Source organism: Aeromonas sp. Y289-2 (assembly GCF_027705925.1).
GTDB lineage: Bacteria > Pseudomonadota > Gammaproteobacteria > Enterobacterales > Aeromonadaceae > Aeromonas > Aeromonas veronii.
This window is the reverse complement of the sequence record NZ_JAPDCH010000001.1, coordinates 635459-653041: the sequence shown is the minus strand read 5'-3', so window position 1 is coordinate 653041 and position 17583 is coordinate 635459. Positions and strand designations below refer to the sequence as shown.

At 60.7% G+C, this 17583-nt stretch carries 13 protein-coding genes; 8 read left to right on the top strand and 5 right to left on the bottom strand.

The window, feature by feature from the left end; genetic code table 11:
• The first annotated feature begins 270 nt into the window (after window positions 1-270).
• The 5 genes from OKC43_RS02840 (at window position 271) to OKC43_RS02820 (ending at window position 5115) form a co-directional block, all read left to right on the top strand.
• Window positions 271-1074 (top strand): siderophore-interacting protein, encoded by an 804-nt coding sequence (locus OKC43_RS02840; RefSeq protein ID WP_042083976.1) that lies wholly within the window; start codon window positions 271-273, stop codon window positions 1072-1074.
• A gap of 175 nt (window positions 1075-1249) precedes the next feature.
• Entirely contained in the window at window positions 1250-2266 is a 1017-nt protein-coding gene (locus tag OKC43_RS02835; protein ID WP_270803834.1) for a FecCD family ABC transporter permease, read from the top strand.
• A 7-nt stretch (window positions 2267-2273) separates the two neighbouring features.
• Window positions 2274-3311, top strand: a complete 1038-nt coding sequence (locus OKC43_RS02830; protein WP_270803833.1) for a FecCD family ABC transporter permease — start codon at window positions 2274-2276, stop codon at window positions 3309-3311.
• The gene (locus tag OKC43_RS02825) at window positions 3311-4114 is read left to right on the top strand and encodes an ABC transporter ATP-binding protein (protein WP_270803832.1); all 804 of its coding nucleotides are present in this window, start codon (window positions 3311-3313) and stop codon (window positions 4112-4114) included. Before OKC43_RS02830 ends, OKC43_RS02825 begins: the two co-directional genes overlap by 1 nt.
• Before the next feature lie 83 nt (window positions 4115-4197).
• On the top strand, window positions 4198-5115 hold the full coding sequence (locus OKC43_RS02820) for an iron-siderophore ABC transporter substrate-binding protein (RefSeq protein ID WP_333563046.1): 918 nt from the start codon (window positions 4198-4200) through the stop codon (window positions 5113-5115).
• A gap of 119 nt (window positions 5116-5234) precedes the next feature.
• On the opposite strand, the gene OKC43_RS02815 is transcribed toward OKC43_RS02820, so the two are convergent.
• From OKC43_RS02815 to OKC43_RS02800, 4 genes are all read right to left on the bottom strand, one after another.
• The gene (locus OKC43_RS02815; RefSeq protein WP_181221667.1) at window positions 5235-5588 is read right to left on the bottom strand and encodes a copper-binding protein; all 354 of its coding nucleotides are present in this window, start codon (window positions 5586-5588) and stop codon (window positions 5235-5237) included.
• 44 nt (window positions 5589-5632) lie between these two features.
• Entirely contained in the window at window positions 5633-8761 is a 3129-nt protein-coding gene (locus OKC43_RS02810; RefSeq protein ID WP_270803830.1) for an efflux RND transporter permease subunit, read from the bottom strand.
• A 73-nt stretch (window positions 8762-8834) separates the two neighbouring features.
• Complete coding sequence (locus tag OKC43_RS02805) at window positions 8835-10367, bottom strand: efflux RND transporter periplasmic adaptor subunit (RefSeq protein WP_270803829.1); 1533 nt, start codon at window positions 10365-10367, stop codon at window positions 8835-8837.
• 296 nt (window positions 10368-10663) lie between these two features.
• On the bottom strand, window positions 10664-11164 hold the full coding sequence (locus OKC43_RS02800) for a hypothetical protein (protein ID WP_267511513.1): 501 nt from the start codon (window positions 11162-11164) through the stop codon (window positions 10664-10666).
• Window positions 11165-11555: 391 nt separating this feature from the next.
• Between OKC43_RS02800 and OKC43_RS02795 the strand changes: the two genes are divergently transcribed.
• The 3 genes from OKC43_RS02795 to OKC43_RS02785 all read left to right on the top strand — a co-directional run bounded on the left by OKC43_RS02795 (window position 11556) and on the right by OKC43_RS02785 (window position 14415).
• Complete coding sequence (locus OKC43_RS02795; protein WP_270803828.1) at window positions 11556-12740, top strand: OmpP1/FadL family transporter; 1185 nt, start codon at window positions 11556-11558, stop codon at window positions 12738-12740.
• Between the two features lie 287 nt (window positions 12741-13027).
• Window positions 13028-13333, top strand: coding sequence for a hypothetical protein (locus OKC43_RS02790; RefSeq protein WP_021231217.1), 306 nt, complete (start codon window positions 13028-13030; stop codon window positions 13331-13333).
• Complete coding sequence (locus OKC43_RS02785; RefSeq protein WP_005361696.1) at window positions 13330-14415, top strand: HlyD family secretion protein; 1086 nt, start codon at window positions 13330-13332, stop codon at window positions 14413-14415. The genes OKC43_RS02790 and OKC43_RS02785 overlap by 4 nt, the downstream gene beginning before the upstream one ends.
• Window positions 14416-14475: 60 nt before the next feature.
• Here OKC43_RS02785 and OKC43_RS02780 read toward each other — a convergent pair whose 3' ends face one another.
• The gene (locus tag OKC43_RS02780) at window positions 14476-17580 is read right to left on the bottom strand and encodes an efflux RND transporter permease subunit (RefSeq protein WP_064341877.1); all 3105 of its coding nucleotides are present in this window, start codon (window positions 17578-17580) and stop codon (window positions 14476-14478) included.
• Window positions 17581-17583 lie beyond the last annotated feature (3 nt).

Genomic DNA, 17583 nt, shown 5'->3' with positions numbered 1-17583 from the left:
GAAACTTATTGGGAAATAAAATTTGATCTCGAAAAACTATGGTCGAAATAAGCAAATGGAACCCTTTGTGACTATGGCGTTGTCCGGCTGCTTTCTTTGCCCAATCATGGAGCTAGCGTGCATAAAGCCTATGTCTGGATTGGGGTGTGGACGCGAGTGGTTGGGGATGTTTGAATCCAGCTTGTAGCTACTAGACGAGAAATAATCTTATTTGATAGTGATTCCTATTTGCGTGTAGCATGGGCGACACACTCAACGAGGAGCCCCATCGTGTCCCCATCTCTGCCTCCCAATCGCCCCCGTCTGCTGACTGTCAAAGCCATTACCCAGATCACCCCCCATTTGCGTCGCATCACCTTTGGTGGCAGCGAACTGGCTGACTATCCCTTTACCTGCGGTGGGGCCCATATCAAGGTGATGCTGGCCCAGCCCCATCAGGTAGAGCCGGTGCTGCCTGCCATGACCCCGAGCGGCCCGCGCTGGAGTGACCCGGCAGACAAGCCGGTGATCCGCACCTACACCATCCGTGCGTTTCGCCGTGATGAGCAGGAAATTGATATCGACTTCGTGCTGCACGGTGAAGGCGGACCCGCCAGCGCCTTTGCCACCCATGCCAAGCCGGGAGAGAAGGTGATCCTCTCCGGGCCGGGTGGCCCCAATCCCATGCTGCAACCAGCCGATCACTACTGCCTGGTGGGGGATCTCACCGCCTTGCCCGCCATCATGGCGATGTGTGAGGTGATGCCTGCAGATGCCAGAGGGGAAATTGCGATTCTGGTGCCGGATCAGGCCGATGCTCAACCATTGACGCTACCGGTCGGGGTGCGCTGTCACTGGTTTGTCGGCGAGCCCGAGTCCAGCGGCCTGCTGGAGCATGTGATTGCTCTGCCGCTGGTGCGCGATGGCGGCTTCTTCTGGCTGGGTGGGGAAGAGGCGTTGGTGCTGCCGCTGCGCCGCCATTTTCGTTCCGTGCTTGAGGTGGATCGTCAGTCGCTCTACGCCGTGCCGTACTGGCGCCGGGGCAAGAGTGAAGAGGCCTATCACCAGACCCGTCACGATGTGATGGATAATTAAGCGGATGCGAAAGAATACCTGATCCACGCTTGCAAATAAAAATGATTTGCATTTAGTATTGCGCCGTCCGGGTATTCGTCCGGGCGGCGTTTTTATTTCCGTTGACACAAGAGCGTCCTGTTTTCACGTCGGTTTGGCTGCATGTTGTCAGACCCAACGCAAGGAGTCGTAAAGGGTGGTTAAGTACCAGACCCCTCTGTTCTGGCTGGGATTGTTCCTCCTGTTCATACTGCTTTGTCTCTCGCTCGCCACCGGTGCGGGTGTTTATGGTGCCCGCGAGGTGTTCGGCTACCTGATGGGTGACGCGCCTTGGGCGAGTGACGAGAAGCTCGCCATGGTGCTCAATACCTTGCGACTGCCGCGCACCCTCTGCGCCATGGTGGTCGGTACCTCTTTATCTCTGGCGGCCTCCTTGTTGCAGAGCGCGACCCGCAACCCGCTGGCGGAGCCCGGTCTGCTCGGGGTCAACGCCGGGGCGGTCTTTGCGCTGGTGGTGGGGCTCACCTGGTTCGGGGTGGAGTCCGCCTACGGCTATCTGCTCTGGGCCGGACTCGGTGCGCTGCTCGGCAACGTGATTGTGCTGGGGCTTGGCATGATGATTGGCCGCTCCAACCCCCTCAAGCTCATTCTAGTCGGGGTGGCGCTCTCCGCCACCTTCGGCGGTCTCTCCAGCTTTTTGCTGCTCTCCAACAAGATGGTGCTGGAGCAGTACCGCTTCTGGAACCTCGGCTCCCTGTCGGCGGCCAATCTCGATGCCATCATTGCCGTACTGCCCTTCGTGCTGGCGGCGTTTGTCATCACCTTGCTGCTCTGTCGCCAGCTGACCCTGATGCAGATGGGGGATAGTCAGGCACAGGCGCTGGGGATCCACCCCAACCGGGTGCGGATTGGCGTGCTGCTGGCCGCCACCCTGTTTACCGCCAGTGCCATCGCCATCGCCGGCCCCATCGGCTTTGTCGGCTTTCTGGCTGCCTACTGTGGCCGACTGGTGGAACCGGTAAAGCTGTCGGTGCAGGTCTGTTTCTCCGCTCTGTTCGGCATGCTGTTTCTGCTGTTGGCCGACATTCTGGCGCGCTGGCTGATCCAGCCGTTCGAGCTGCCAAACGGCGTCATTCTGGCCCTGATCGGTGCGCCTGTGCTGATCGCCATCGTTCATCGCGGGGGCTTTCGTACCCTGCTGACCGTCAAGTGAGGGGCTGATGCGTACACCTACCGATACGCTCTGCCTGCGGGCCGGCAACCGCTCTTTGCTGATCAATCTGCCAAGCTGGCGCTGGCTGGCTCTGCTGGCCATGGCGTTGCTGGCGCTTGCTCTGCTGGCCCTGAGCGTTGGCGGCGGCAAGCTCGGTTTTGCCGGGGTGGTCAACACCCTGCTGGGGGAGGGGACCCGGCTTGAGCAGCTCACCCTGTTCAAGATCCGGTTACCGCGCATCCTTGGGGTGGTGGTGGCGGGGGCGGCCATGGGGCTCTCCGGCTGTCTGGTGCAGACGCTGGTGCGCAACCGGCTGGCCACACCCGATATGGTGGGGGTCAATAACGGCGCCTCTCTGGCCATCATCGTCTTCTCCCTCTACCTGACCGTGGGCAGCTGGCCCTGGTGGGCGGCCCCCATCGGCGCCATCTTCGCGGCGCTGGTGCTCTATGCCCTCTGCCGCAAACCGGGTGAGCAGGGCTATCTGTTCGTGGTGATCGGTATCGGTCTCTCCGAATTGTTCGAGGCGCTCGGCCAGTTTGTGATGTCCACCCAGGCCCTGCTGCACCTGAGCTCTCTCTATCTGTGGAATATGGGCAGCTTTATCGCCGTGGGTTACAGCACCATCACCCCTATCGCCATCCTGTTGCTGCTGCTCTGCCCCTGGATCGTCTATCTCTCCCGCTCGCTGGCGGTGCTGCGCTTTGGCCCCGAGATGGCCAGAGGACTTGGCGTCAACGGCGATCGGGTGCAACTGGGCATTCTGGCGCAGGCCATTCTGGTGGCGGCGCTCGGCACCGCCATCGGCGGCCCCGTGGTCTTTATCGCCATGGCGGCCCCCATTCTTGCCTCCTGGCTGGTGAAAGACCGGGTGGTGCCGCTCTGGCTGGCGGCGCTTAGCGGCGCCCTGCTGCTGCTTGCCAGCGATACCCTGGTTCGGGTGCTGGCCAGCCCTCACGAGGTGGCGACCGGCATCATGACCCGCATTCTCGGCGGCCTGTTGCTGCTGTTTCTTCTCGTTAACGATCGCCAGAGGGCTGACTGATGACGCTCACCGTAAATCGCCTCCACTTCGCCTATCAGCAGACCCCCATTTTGCGGGACATCTCTTTCAGCGTGCCGAGAGGCAAGCTGGTGGGGATCGTCGGCCCCAACGGCTGCGGCAAATCGACCCTGCTCAAGCTGCTATCCGGCCAGATGAAAGCCCAACGCGGCGAGATCCTGCTCAAAGGCAAGCCGCTTGCCAGCTACCCCATGAAGGGGCTGGCGCGGGAGCTCGCCTATCTGCCCCAGCGGCCGACCCTGCCTGCCGGCATTCTGGTGGAGCAGTTGGTGCAGTATGGCCGCCACCCTCATCAGGGCTGGTTCAATCAGTGGGGTGAGGAGGATGCCCGCATGGTGCGTATTGCCTGCGAGCGGATGCAGCTTGAAAGCATCTGGCAGCAGAGCGCCGCGTCCCTCTCCGGCGGGCAGGCACAGCGGGCGTGGCTGGCGATGATCCTGGCGCAGGACAGCGACATGGTGCTGCTCGACGAGCCCACCAGCGCCCTCGATATCGGTCACCAGACCGAGGTGATGGAGGCGATCCATCGCATCACCGCCGAGGGCAAAACCGTGCTGCTGGTGATCCACGATCTGGCGATGGCGGCCCGCTACTGTGACGAGCTGATCGCCATCGGCGAGGGGAGCATTGCCGCCATGGGCCCGGCCCGGGAGGTGGTGACCAAGGATCTAATCGACCGGCTCTACCAGACCAGTGTCGACATTCTGCATGCCCCCGGCGACGGGGCGCCCATTATCGTGCCCCGTCGCCACGAACATGGCTGCGCCCTGCGTTCGGCGAGTTGAGTCATATGGGCCTGTTCTGTGGGCTCACCGAGTGTATCCACGCGGCCGATTATCCGGGCCGTGCAACGAGAAGGAGTGAGATGATGAAGCGTTTTGCCGCCCTGGCAGCAGCCATCCTGATGCTGGCCGCGCCGCTGGTTCAGGCGCAGGAGATGCGTGAAGTGACCGATGCGTTTGGCCAGAAGGTGCAAGTGCCAGTCCAGCCAACGCGGGTGGTGGTGCTGAGCGAGCTCGAACTCGACAGCACCCTGACCCTGGGGCTGATCCCCATCGGCGCCGTCAATGGCCGTGGTCAACCCACCTTGCCTCGCTATTTGCTGAACAAGGCGGGCATGGGGATCCAGGTGATCGGTGATCTCGACAGCCCCAATCTGGAGTCGCTGATTGCGCTGGAGCCCGACCTTATCCTGACCGGCCAGACCCGTCCCGAGCTGCTGACCTTGCTGGGGGAGATCGCGCCGACCGTGGTGACCAGCAAGTGGGGTGAGCCGTGGCAGGATAGCTTCCGCCGCACCGCCCACACCCTCAACCGCGACCAGCAAGGGGATACTTTCTTGCTGCAGTATGCCGAGCGGCTGACTCAGGCCCGCAGCAAGCTGGCCAAGCATCAGGGGGAGAGCATCAGCATAGTGCGCTGGAACCCCAAGGGGCCGAGCTTTATGTATCAGGGCACCTTTGCCAGCAGCGTAGTGGAGTCGATGGGGCTGGTGCGCCCAAGCAAGCAGCAGGGTACCGGCGCGCCCCACTCACCGGCGCTCAGTCTGGAGTCCCTCAATCTGCTGGATGCCGACTGGCTGGTGGTCGGTACCCTGAGTGCCACCGGTGATGCGGTGGATGCCATGCGTCAGGCGGAGCAGACCCCGGCGTTCCAGCAACTGCCGGTGATCAAGGCCAAGCGCTTTGGCGCCGTGGACGGATCGCTCTGGACTTCGAGCGGCGGCCCGCAGGCGGCCCTCAAGGTGATCGAGGATGTGGAGCAGTTGCTGGCAACCCGCAGCTGAGTGCCATCGCGTGCCAGAGGTTGACCACATGAACAGGTTTACCAAAAGAAGAGGGAGGCTGATGCCTCCCTCTTGCGTTGTCACTGTCTATCGTGACCTCTTCGGCGAGCCAGAGCCGTTTATTGCGGCTGGATGGCTGTCACTGTGAGCTTGCCGCTCTGGCTTTCGGCATGAAAGTGGATGGCATCCCCCACCTTGAGCCCTTTGAGCTGGGCCGGATCTGCCACTCGAAAGACCATGGTCATGGCGGGCATCTTGAGATTCTCGATCGCCTCGTGCTTGATGCCGACCTTGCCGCTCCCCTCATCGAGGCGGGTAATGACCCCCTTGGTCATCACCATTGCGGCCTGTTCGCTCATCTCACCCGTCTGACTCATCTCGTGCCCTTCATGGTGCATCATCTCTTCGGCTTGCAGGTTGGTCTGGGTGGCAAAGCCAAGCAGCAATGTCAGGGTCAGCGTCTTGTAGTTCATGATGGTTTCCTCATCGTTCAGTCAATATGGATCGTGAAATCGGGTTATTCGGATTGCGGGTTCGCGCCCTTGCCAAGGCTGCGACTGCGCCACAGGTAATAGGCCGCTGGCAGCACCAGCAGGGTCAGCACCAGCGCGCTCACCATGCCGCCGATCATGGGGGCGGCGATGCGCTGCATCACCTCGGATCCGGTACCGTGGCTCCACATGATGGGCAAGAGGCCGGCGATGATGGTGACCACCGTCATCATCTTGGGGCGCAGGCGCAGGGCGGCGCCGTGGATCACCGCCCGGTGCAGCCCCGCCTTGTCCGGCTTGCCGCTGGCGACGAGGTCGTCCCAGGCGTGGTTGAGGTAGACCAGCATCAAGACGCCGGTCTCCACCGCCACCCCGGCCAGAGCGATAAAGCCGACCCCGACCGCCACCGAGAGGTTGAAGTCGAGCAGCCAGAGGGTCCAGATCCCCCCCACCACCGCCAGCGGCAAGGTGGTGAGAATGAGCAGTACCTCCTGAACGCGGCGAAACGCCAGATAGAGCAGCAGCACGATAATGGCGACCGTGAGCGGCACCACGTAGGCGAGGCGCGCCTTGGCCCGTTCCATGTACTCGTATTGGCCAGACCAGGTGAGGGCGTAGCCCGCCGGCAGCACCAGCTGCTTGCCCACCTCGGCTTTGGCCTCATCGACGAAGGAGCCGATATCGCGGCCGCGAATGTCGACGTAGACCCAGCCGTTGAGGCGTGCATTCTCGCTGCGCAGCATGGGGGCTTCATCGCTGATGTAGACCCGGGCTACATCCGCCAGCGCGATGCGAGCGCCACTTGGAGTGACCACCGGCAGCAGCTCCAAGCTGGCTACAGAATCGCGATAGCTCTGGGGGTAGCGCAGGTTGATGGGGTAGCGTTCGCGCCCCTCGATGGTTTGGCCCACCTCCATGCCGCCCACTGCGGTGGCGAGCACCGCCTGCACATCGGCGATGTTGAGGCCATAGCGGGCTGCTTTGAGCCGGTCGATATCCACCTTGACGTAGCGGCCACCCGCCACCCGCTCGGCGTAGACCGATGAGGCGCCCTCCACCTTGCCGACGATCTGTTCCAGCTGCTGGCCGAGCTGCTGGATCACCTTGAGATCCGGCCCCGCTATCTTGATGCCGACCGGGGTCTTGATGCCGGTGGCCAGCATGTCGATGCGGGTCTTGATGGGGGGCACCCAGGCGTTGGTGAGACCGGGGAAGCGGATGAGGGAGTCGAGCTCCTCTTTGAGCTTCTCCGGGGTCATGCCGGGGCGCCACTGATCCCGGGGTTTAAGCTGGATGCTGGTCTCCATCATCACCAGATCGGCGGGGTCGGTAGCGGTCTCGGCGCGACCCGCCTTGCCGAACACGTTCTGCACCTCGGGCACGGTACGAATGAGCTTGTCGGTCTGCTGCAATATCTCCCGCGCCTTGCCCACCGAGATATTGGCTGCGGTGGTGGGCATATACATGATGTCCCCCTCATCGAGCGGCGGAATGAACTCGGAGCCGAGGTACTTGAGCGGCCAGAAGCCCGCCACCGTCACCACGGCGGCGACAGCCAGAGTGGTTTTCGGACGGGCCAGCACGGCTTTGAGCAGCGGCACATAGCCCTGGCTTAGCCAGCGGTTCAGCGGATTGGCCTGCTCCGCCAGCACCTTGCCACGGATGAAGTAACCCATGATCACCGGCACCAGCGTGATGGCTAGCGCGGCAGCGGCGGCCATGGCGTAGGTCTTGGTGTAGGCCAGCGGATGGAACATCCGCCCCTCCTGTGCCTCCAGCGCGAACACCGGCAGGAAGCTGATGGTGATGATCAGCAGGGAGAAGAAGATGGCGGGTCCCACCTCGATGCTCGCCTCGGTGATGATGCGCCAGCGGTTCTTGTCGGTGAGCGCTTCCCGCTCCATGTGTTTGTGGACGTTCTCGATCATCACGATGGCGCCATCCACCATGGCGCCGATGGCGATGGCGATGCCCCCGAGCGACATGATGTTGGCGTTGATCCCCTGCAGGTGCATGACGATAAAGGCCACCAGAATGGCGATGGGCAGGGTGATGACCACCACTAGCGACGAGCGCAGGTGGAACAGGAAGGCCAGGCAGACCAGTACCACCACCGCGAACTCCTCCACCAGCTTGCCGGAGAGGTTGTCGATGGCGCGCTGGATAAGGTCGGAGCGATCATAGACGGTGACGATCTCTACTCCTTCCGGCAGGCTGCTTTTCAGCTCCGCCAGCCGTGCCTTGACTCCGTCTATGGTGTGCTGGGCATTCTCGCCGTAGCGCATCACTATGATGCCGCCCACCACTTCCCCTTCGCCGTTGAGCTCGGCGATGCCGCGCCGCATCTGGGGACCGGTGACCACATCTGCCACATCCCCCAGCAGCAGCGGGGCGCCGCGCACAGTGGTGCCGAGCGGGATCTGCTTCAGATCCTCGACGCTTTTCAGATAGCCATTGGAGCGCACCATGTACTCCGCTTCCGCCATCTCGATGACGGAAGCGCCTGTCTCCTGATTGCCCTGTTTGATGGCGGTCTCGATAAGGGAGAGCGGGATGCCGTAGGCGCGCAGCTTGTCCGGATCGACCCGCACCTGATACTGGCGCACCATGCCACCGACGGTGGCGACTTCGGAGACCCCCTCCACCGTCTGCAACTCGTACTTGAGGAACCAGTTTTGCAGGGAGGTGAGCTGGCTGAGGTCATGCTTGCCGGTTTTGTCCACCAGCGCGTACTGATAGACCCAGCCCACCCCGGTGGCGTCCGGGCCGAGCTGGGGGCGGGCGGAGGCGGGCAGATTGGGCGCGACCTGGCTCAAATACTCCAGCACCCGGGCGCGGGCCCAGTAGAGGTCGGTGTTGTCGTCAAACAGCACATAGACGAAGGAGTCGCCGAAGAAGGAGTAGCCGCGCACCGTGGTGGCTCCCGGCACCGCCAGCATGGCGGTGGTGAGCGGGTAGGTCACCTGATCCTCCACCACCTGGGGCGCCTGGCCCGGATAGGAGGTTTTGATGATCACCTGCACATCGGAGAGATCCGGCAGGGCGTCCACCGGGGTCTGTTTGACCGACCAGAGCCCCCAGGCGGTGAGCATGAGGGTCAATAACAGCACCAGAAAGCGGTTGCCCACCGACCAGCGAATAATCGACGGAATCATGATTGAACTCCTTTCTCACCAAGTAGAGAGAGCGGAGAGCAGTTGCCTGCTAGGCAGCGAATGATGGCAGGGATCATGACTTCTTCTCCACCTCGGGCATCGTCATCTGATGCTGGCTATGGTCCATGCCTTCCATCTTCTCCATCTCATCCGTTCCACGCTTGGCGTCGCCGTCAGTAGCGGGTGCCTTCTCCTGATGGATGGTGGTGATGCGGTACTCATCCCCCTCCTGCATCACCTGCAGGTGCAGGGTCTGCCCCTCGACCAGCTTGCTGATGTCGACTCCTTCGGCGACGGTGAACTCCATCTCCATGGCGGGCCACTGCCACTCGGGGATGGGCTGGTGGGAGACCATCAGGGTGCGGTTGGCCAGATCGATGCTTTCAACCTCGCCCTGGGTCCACACCTGAGCGGGGCGCACCGCCGTCATGCGCTGGAAGTCCGAATCGATGGCCGACTCGGAGTCGAGCAGGAACTGGGCCGAGCTGACGATGTTATCCCCAGCCTCTACCCCTGCCTTGATGGCAACCTTGTCGCCAAACTGGGGGCCGAGAGTGACGGCGACCGACTTGAAGTTGCCATCCCCCAACGCCAGCACCAGCCGATCCTGACTGCCGGTGCGGATCACCGCTTCGCTCGGCACCACCAATTGTGGCTCTCCCTGCCCGGTGCGAATGCTCACCTTGGCAAACATATTGGGTTTCAAAAACTCGTCCGGGTTGGCAAAGCGCAGCCGCACCTTGAGAGTGCGAGTAGCGGCATCGAGGGTCGGATAGAGGTAATCCACCTTACCTTGCCAGCTGCGACCGGGGGCATAGTCGAGGGTCATGGTGACCGGATCCCCCACTTTCAGCTGGGCTGCTTGACGCTCGAACACCTCGGCACTGACCCACACCTGCTTGAGAGTGCTGATGTTAAAGAGCGCCGCAGCGGGCTCAACATACTGGCCTTCGCGCACCTTCAGCTCGGAGACATAGCCGCTGCTGGGGGCGTAAATGCTGATGGTTTCGCGCACCTGACGGCTGCGTTTGAGGGCCGCTATTTGATCTGCCGGTACCTGCAGGGACTTGAGCTTGCCCTCGGCGGCGCGCAGCAGCAGTGGGTTGGCCGTGTTGAGTGCGAGCAGGTATTCGTGCTGGGCGTTGACCAGATCCGGCGCGTAGAGCTCGTAAATAAGGCTCCCCTTGCTCACCTGCTGCCCCTCGCTCTTGATGGCGAGGGTGCGGATCCAGCCCGCCATGCGGGCGTTGATCGCCTCCAGCCGATCCTCGTCATACCCGACATAGCCCACCGTCTCGATCTGCTGGTGGATAGGCAGTCGCTCGACCTTAGCCAGTCGCACCCCCAGGTTCTGCTGGATCTCGGGGCTGATGGTGACTGTGCCCGGCGAGCCGTTTTTCTGCTCCTCATAGACGGGGATAAAGTCCATCCCCATGTTGTCCTTGGCAGGGGCATCGCGCTTGTCGCGGGGATCCATGGGGTTGACCCAGTAAAGGGGTATCTTCTCTTTGGCGCTTGCGCCATCGGAGGTCTGTTTGGCGGCCCAGTAGCCGCCACCAGCGCCAAGGGCAAGTAGCAGGGCCGACATCAGGACGGTCTTGTTCATGACTGGCCTCCGGCGCGGATCTGCATGCAGAAAGTGCAGGAGGATAAGGCGTCCGCGCAGGCAGCAACCTTGGACGGTGAAAAGTGGGCTGGTGACATAATACGTCTTCTCTTTTGCAGGCCGCCGGTCGGGTGAGGTGCAAGGCATCACCCAAGGGGCTGGCGGCAAACGGGGCGCAACTGTATCAGTGCGCACGGCTCCCTGTGAGCGGACCGGCTTGGCCGGGGCACAGGGTAAGGCAAGGCGGCAGAGAACGGGCAAGTTGAAGCTTGCCTGTACCGCAAGAGAAGGACTTTCTAGTGGCGTAACACCGACAGCATCAGGTGTCGGCGCGGCCAGGAGGGAGGGTGAGTACCGCGCGATCGCAGGAAGGGATCCCGCAACCAGTTATCAAGCAGTGACGCTGCGAAGTTGCTGCCAAGCAGCAAGGGAAAGATCAGCAGAGCGACCAGTACCCCAAGCAGAGTCATCGCGCCGAAGGAGTGGGCATTGATGCCTGTCTGCATCTGGCACTCATCGCCCATGGCTGACCTCTCGTCTCCCTGATGGCAGGAGAGAGGCATGACATCGCCCGGGTGATCCATAGCGGGCATTGCATGAGAGATATCGCCATCCGCCATCACCATGGATGAATCGAACATCACCATCGACTGGGCCCTGTTTGGGGTCGTCTCGGAGGAGAGGGGAGAACCATGCCAGCTGATGCAGAGGGTCAGATTGCAGACGAGCAGCAGCGCCAGCAATAGCCGGGCTAGCAGGGCAGAGGGCAATCTTGTCGCAAGCTGGGTGAGTGACAATCCGGGCATCCTTAGGGAGCAGATGGCGGGACTGTAAACCTTGCCACGAGGTGAAGGTCAATGGAGCCAGTGATGTTATAGAGGTGCTGTGTTGGGGGGGATATTTAAGCAATGCTTAACCATTGCGTATGCCCAACCCTAATGAAGCATGCCCCTCATCCCGTTAGGATGCCCCTGTCAGTTACCACGATGGCGTGATGGTTCACTCTTTTGCTCCGGCATAAATGACTGCGGCAGGAGTGCTTGCCGACCTTATCCATCCCGTGACGCCATGAGCGAGCAGTATAAAGCCGCAGGTCTCCCGGATGCTGACAATCAAAGAGTCAAACCGTGTTTTTGAGCAGCACACCTTGCCGGGTGCTCACCATGTTCACTATTCAGGAGTATTGAAATGCAGCCACGACTGCTGTCGCTGATGCTTGCCGCTTTGCTGAGTCCCTCAGTCATGGCTGGCGGCCTTGCCCTCTACGAGACCAGCACTGCCAACAGTGCGCTGGCCAACGCAGGGTCTGCCGCCCGTGCCCAAGGGGCAGATACTATCGCAAGCAACCCGGCCGGTATGACCAAACTGGAAGGTACCCAGTTGCAGGTCAATGGCGGTGTGGTATACGGCGACCTTGAGCTGGATCTGGACAACGGCGGTAACAACGGTGGAAATGCCCTGCAGACCGCGCCGCTCGGCAGTCTCTATCTGACTCATGCCATCGACGATCAATGGGTCGCAGGTATCGGCGTCTTTGGCAGTCACGGTCTGGGTATCGATTATGGCGATGGCTGGGATGGTCGTGGTTATACCCAGTCGGCCAAGCTGACCGGCATCGCCTTTGCTCCGAGTCTGGCGTACCGCATTGACTCAAATTGGTCGGTGGGAGCCAGCCTGATCGCCATGAATGGTTCGCTGGAAGCCTCTGTGGATCTGACGTCTGGGATGGGGGAAGGGCGGGAATTCTCCAACAGCGACTGGGCGTATGGCGCCTCCTTCGGGGTACTTTACGAGCTGGATCAGCACTCCCGTATCGGCCTGAGCTACTTCTCCGAACTGAAGTGGGAGCTGGAAGATCAGCTCTTCCCACGTGCTGATGTGGCAGGTCTAGGGGTCGAGATCATGATTCCGCAGACCATTACGCTAAGTGGCTATCACCAGCTCAACGACCAGTGGGCCTTGCTGGCCAGTGCCAACTGGCAGCAGTGGTCCCGTTTTGGCGATATCGATGTGGCATCTGCCATGGGCAGCCAAACCATTGATATGAATTACAAGGATACATGGCATGCCAGCCTGGGGGCACAGGTTGATGTCACCCCTGCACTGCGTTTGAGCAGTGGAATTGGCTATGACAGTAGTGCAGTGAGTGATGAGTACCGTACTGTGATGCTTCCAGTGGGTTCTGGTTGGCGCTGGGGGCTGGGGGCCAGTTATCAGTTGAGCCCAGCCACCAAGGTGGAAGCCAGCTATACCCTGGCCTGGCTGGGGGATATGCCAGTGGATCAGGACGGGATCGGTCGCCCGCACTTGTCCGGCAGCTACAACAACAGCTACCTGAACTTCTTCAACATCGGTGTGCAACACCAGTTCTGAGTTGCAAGCCTTCACTGGTTGGGGGCTTCTTCATCCTGCCCGTCGCGCCGATCCGGTCGAGCCTGATGCGCGTTATTAGCTGGGTGGCTCATGAGGCCCACTTGTTTGCTCATCCGTTACTCAAGGAACAACATCAAATGTCATCACAATCAACCTCTGCGTTAGCGCGGTGGCTTTGGCGCCTGACGTTTATATTGGTCACGGTCGCTCTGGTTGTCTTCTTCTCGAAAGGTGCCCACATATATCCAATTGAGGCGACCAAGTTCAACCATGCTTTACCAGCCATCATGGTACTGCTTGATTCCGAGATCTTTATGGGGGTGATTACTGTGATCACTCTCTATGTGGTCCTCTATCTGGTCTATCTGCTGTGGCAACTGCATGAGATCGCTGTGCATCGAGCCAAGGTGTCTGAGTCGGTGCATATCACCCTGGTGTTTGCACTCTCCTTGTGCGGACTGTTTATCGACAAGACCTGGTGGGTGCTTGCCGTCATCATCGCCTTTGCCCGTTGGGATGTGTTGAGCGAGCGGATGAGCCTTATTATCGGCCATGGTATTCGACGTGGTCGTCATGAGGGGGAGGCATCATGAAAGAGATCCTGCTGCCCTATATCCTGATCGTCTGGTTGCTGGTCAAGCTGAACATATTGCCTTGGAACCTAAAAACTGGTTTTTGGAGTACCGCAATTGGCGCGTTATTGGCGCTTGGTTTGTTGACTACCTCTCGCCATTTGGCTCCGGTGGATTTTACCGATTCGGCGACGGTCAAGGCACCTCATGCGGTGTTGGGACCCTTACTAGGCATCAACCAGTTTCATCAGATAGATCAGATTTATGTTGCGCATAATCAGCGTGTTGCGCGTGGTCAGCCCATTTATAGTCTTGCGGACTGGGAGAGTAACGGTAAGTCTCAGGCGTTGAGCTATCAGATTGACGCCCAGCATGCCCAGGTGGCGTCAGAGGTAAGCCAGCAGCGAGCGATCCAGTCACGACTGAACCTCAATCACAAGGAATTGGCTCGGCTGACCCAGTTGGGTAACTTTGCCAGTATTCAGAGCCGTGACCAGCTGCAGACCCAAATTGATGGCGATCTGGCGCAACTGAGTGCCAGTGAAGCGAAGGTTCAGGCGATTGAAGCTCAGGTGTTGAATCTAGAGACAGAGCTGGCCTTGCAGGAGCGACGGAATGAAGAGAAGGTGATCAGGGCTCCGTTTGATGGTCAGGTCTCGATAGTCAATATTGCCAGCGGTTCCCGTACCGGCAACATGCACCTATACGACACTTCTCGCAAGTTTCTGGAGTTTCGCATTCCGGATCAGAGTTTTCGCAACATAGCACCAGGCCAGTTTGCCGAGTTTTATGTAGATGCCTATCCAGGGCGCATCTTTCGGGCACGGGTGCACTCAGTACTTACTGGTACGGGGGAGGCCCAGATGAGTGTTGCGCAGGGGGATCAAGATGTACGGCAGCATGTGGGCAACAACATGTCGAGCCATGGTCGGACAGTGGTACTCGACATGCTGGTGCCGGACGGTGTGGACCTGCCAATTGGGGCAACCGGCTCAGCCTGGATTTCGGCACATAAACCCCATCCGCTGCTTGGCTTTATCGACATCATCGGTGCCGCCACCGTACGCCTCAAGGCGATGAAGGCCTATCTGTTTGCGATGTAACGGACCGACATAAAAAAGCCCCTCCGTGAGGGGGGGGCTTGGTGAGCTTTACCGGAATAGTCAGGCCCTTTTTTCCGACCCTCTCATGATAAGCCGGAAGAAGAGCGGGATAAAGAAGATGGCGATAAAGGTCGCGGCCAGCATGCCGCCAATGACCGGCCAGCCGAGGGCGTGACGGCTTGCGGCACCGGCGCCGCTGGAGGTCACCAACGGCACACAGCCGAGGATGAAGGCGAGCGAGGTCATCACGATAGGACGGAAACGCAGGCGTGCCGCCTCCAGTGCCGACTCGATGAGGCTCATCCCCTCTTCGTGCTTCATCACCGCGAACTCCACGATCAGGATGGCGTTCTTGGCGGCAAGGCCGACCAGGGTCACCAGCCCGATCTGGAAGTAGACGTTGTTGGTCAGCCCCACCAGCCAGGTGGCGAGCAGGGCACCGAACAGGGCGAACGGTACGGCGGTGATCACCGCAAACGGCAGGCTCCAGCGCTCATACTGGGCGGCCAGAATGAGGAAGATCATCACGATACCGAAACCAAAGGCCATGCCAGCGCTGCCTGCGGCCGCTTTCTCCTGATAGGCGGAGCCGGTCCATTCCAGCTTGGCGTCGTTGCCAAGAGCTTCATTAGCAACCTCTTCCAGCGCGGCGATGGCCTGACCCGAGCTGTAGCCAGGGGCAGGCTGGGCCATGATCTTGGCGGCCTGGAAGATGTTGAAGCGTTCGACCAGTTCGGGGCCGGTGGCATCACGCACCGTCACCAGACTGCTGAGCGGGATCATCTCCCCCTTGTCGGAGCGGACATAGACGTTGCGGATGTCGCTCTTCTTGGCGCGATAGTCTGCCTCGGACTGCAACTGCACCCGGTAGGTACGGCCGAACTGGTTGAAGTCGTTGACATAGACCTGGCCGAAGGTGGCCTGCATGGTGTCGAACACCGCGTTGATGGGCAGCCCCAGTGCCTTGGCCTTTTCGCGATCCAGGTCGAGATAGACCTGCGGCACGTTGGCGCGGTAGGTGCTGGTGACACTGGCAAACTCCGGGCGCGCCTTGGCCGCTTCGAGGAAGCGTTGCACTTCGCCGGAGAAGGCCTGGGCGTTGCCGGTGCCACGGTTTTGCAGATAGGCCTCAAGGCCACCTGTGGTGGACATCCCCTGAATGGGAGGCGGGTTGAAGGAGGCGACAAAGCCATCCGCCAGCCCCATCAGGCTCAAGCCCTGGAAGGTCTTGGCCAGCGAGAAGGAGTCCTGTCCGGCCCCCTGACGCTCACTCCAGTCCTTCAGGGTAATGAAGGTCATGCCGCTGTTGCTGATGATGGCATTGGAGAGAATGTCAAAGCCCGAGAAGGTAATCACATCCTTCACATGGGGGTTGGCCATGGCGATCTTGTCGAACTGATCCGCCACCGCCTGGGTCCGGCTCATCGCGGCGGCATCCGGCAGCATGACGGCGGAGATGAGGTAGCCCTGATCTTCGTTCGGTACCAGTTCGCCCGGCACTTTCAGGAAGAGGCCGTAGATGGAGAGGATCAGCACGGCGATGATGGCAAAGGCGACCCCCACCCGACGGTTCAGGAAGGCGACACCCCGAACATAGCCGCGGGTCAGCTGGTCAAATTTTTCGTTGAACCAGACGAAGAAGCGGGCGGGTTTGTGGTGTCCCTCTTTGAGCAACACGGCACAGAGGGCCGGGGAGAGAGTCAGTGCCACCAGACCGGAGATGGCGACCGAGACCGCGACCGTGATGGCGAACTGTTTGTACATCACACCCGTCATGCCGCCCATAAAGGCGACCGGCAGGAACACGGCGCAGAGCACCAGCACGATGGCGACCACCGGACCGGAGACCTCCTGCATGGCGAGGATGGCAGCCTCCTTGGCGGAGCACTTCTTCTCGCTCATGATCCGCTCGACGTTCTCGAGCACCACGATGGCGTCATCCACCACGATACCGATGGCAAGCACCATGCCGAACAGGGTCAGCAGGTTGATGGAGAAACCGAGCACCAGCATGCCGGCGAAGGTCCCGATGAGCGACACCGGCACCGCGATACAGGGGATCAGGGTGGCGCGGAAGTTCTGCAGGAACAGATAGACCACCACGAACACCAGCACGATCGCCTCGAACAGGGTGTGTACCACCTCTTCGATGGAGATCTTCACGAACTCGGTGGTGTCGTAGGGGATCTGGTACTCGATATCCTGCGGGAAGCGCTCCTTGAGTCGCTCCATGGTGGCGTGTACCGCATCGGCGACCGCGACGGCGTTGGCGCCCGGCTGCAGATAGGTGGCGATACCGATGGCCGGTTTGCCGTTGGCGCGGGCGACCAGATCATAATCCTTGCCCCCCAGCTCGACCCGGGCGACATCGCGGACCCGGATCTTGGAACCATCGGGCATGGAGCGGACGATGATGTTCTGGAACTCCTTCACATCTTCAAGGCGCCCTTTGGTCTGCACCGTGTAGGTGAAGTCGATGGGGGCCGTGGTGGGCTGGGCACCGATCTTGCCTGCCGCGAACTGGGTGTTCTGCTCGCGAATGGCGCCAATCACGTCGCTCGGGGTGAGCTCGAGTTGGGCCAGTCGATCCGGTCGCAGCCAGATACGCATCGCATAGTCAGTACCGCCAAACAAGGTGGTATCACCGATGCCGGGAATCCGCTTGAGCTCGTCGATGATGTTGAGCAGGGCGTAGTTCGACAGATAGGTGGTATCAAACGAGCCGTTCGGTGACTGGAGGGTGACCACCTGCAGGATGGAGGTCGATTTCTTCTTGACCGTCACCCCCTGCTTTTTCACCTCTTCCGGCAGCTGGGCCATGGCAGCCGAGACCCGGTTGTTGACGTTGATGGTGGCCTGATCCGGATCGGTGCCGATCTCGAAGTAGACGTTGAGGTTCATCTGGCCGTTGGAGGCCGACCCCGACTGCATGTAGATCATCCGCTCGACGCCGTTGATCTGCTGCTCCAGCGGCGCTGCCACGGTCTGGGAGATCACCTCCGGGGTTGCGCCCGGATAAAACGCCGTGACCGAGACCACCGGCGGGGTGATCTGGGGATATTGCTCGATGGGGAGCGCTCGCATCGCCGCCAACCCGCCCAGCACGATAATGATCGAGATCACGCTGGCGAAGATGGGACGTTCTATGAAGAACTTGGAAAACATACG

What these genes read in the sequence shown, in the direction of transcription:
- OKC43_RS02810 (WP_270803830.1), bottom strand. Translation starts at nt 8,761, where the DNA reads ATGATTCCGTCGATTATTCGCTGGTCGGTGGGCAACCGCTTTCTGGTG.
- OKC43_RS02805 (WP_270803829.1), bottom strand. Translation starts at nt 10,367, where the DNA reads ATGAACAAGACCGTCCTGATGTCGGCCCTGCTACTTGCCCTTGGCGCT.
- OKC43_RS02790 (WP_021231217.1), top strand. Translation starts at nt 13,028, where the DNA reads ATGGTACTGCTTGATTCCGAGATCTTTATGGGGGTGATTACTGTGATC.
- OKC43_RS02785 (WP_005361696.1), top strand. Translation starts at nt 13,330, where the DNA reads ATGAAAGAGATCCTGCTGCCCTATATCCTGATCGTCTGGTTGCTGGTC.
- OKC43_RS02795 (WP_270803828.1), top strand. Translation starts at nt 11,556, where the DNA reads ATGCAGCCACGACTGCTGTCGCTGATGCTTGCCGCTTTGCTGAGTCCC.
- OKC43_RS02820 (WP_333563046.1), top strand. Translation starts at nt 4,198, where the DNA reads ATGAAGCGTTTTGCCGCCCTGGCAGCAGCCATCCTGATGCTGGCCGCG.
- OKC43_RS02830 (WP_270803833.1), top strand. Translation starts at nt 2,274, where the DNA reads ATGCGTACACCTACCGATACGCTCTGCCTGCGGGCCGGCAACCGCTCT.
- OKC43_RS02815 (WP_181221667.1), bottom strand. Translation starts at nt 5,588, where the DNA reads ATGAACTACAAGACGCTGACCCTGACATTGCTGCTTGGCTTTGCCACC.
- OKC43_RS02825 (WP_270803832.1), top strand. Translation starts at nt 3,311, where the DNA reads ATGACGCTCACCGTAAATCGCCTCCACTTCGCCTATCAGCAGACCCCC.
- OKC43_RS02780 (WP_064341877.1), bottom strand. Translation starts at nt 17,580, where the DNA reads ATGTTTTCCAAGTTCTTCATAGAACGTCCCATCTTCGCCAGCGTGATC.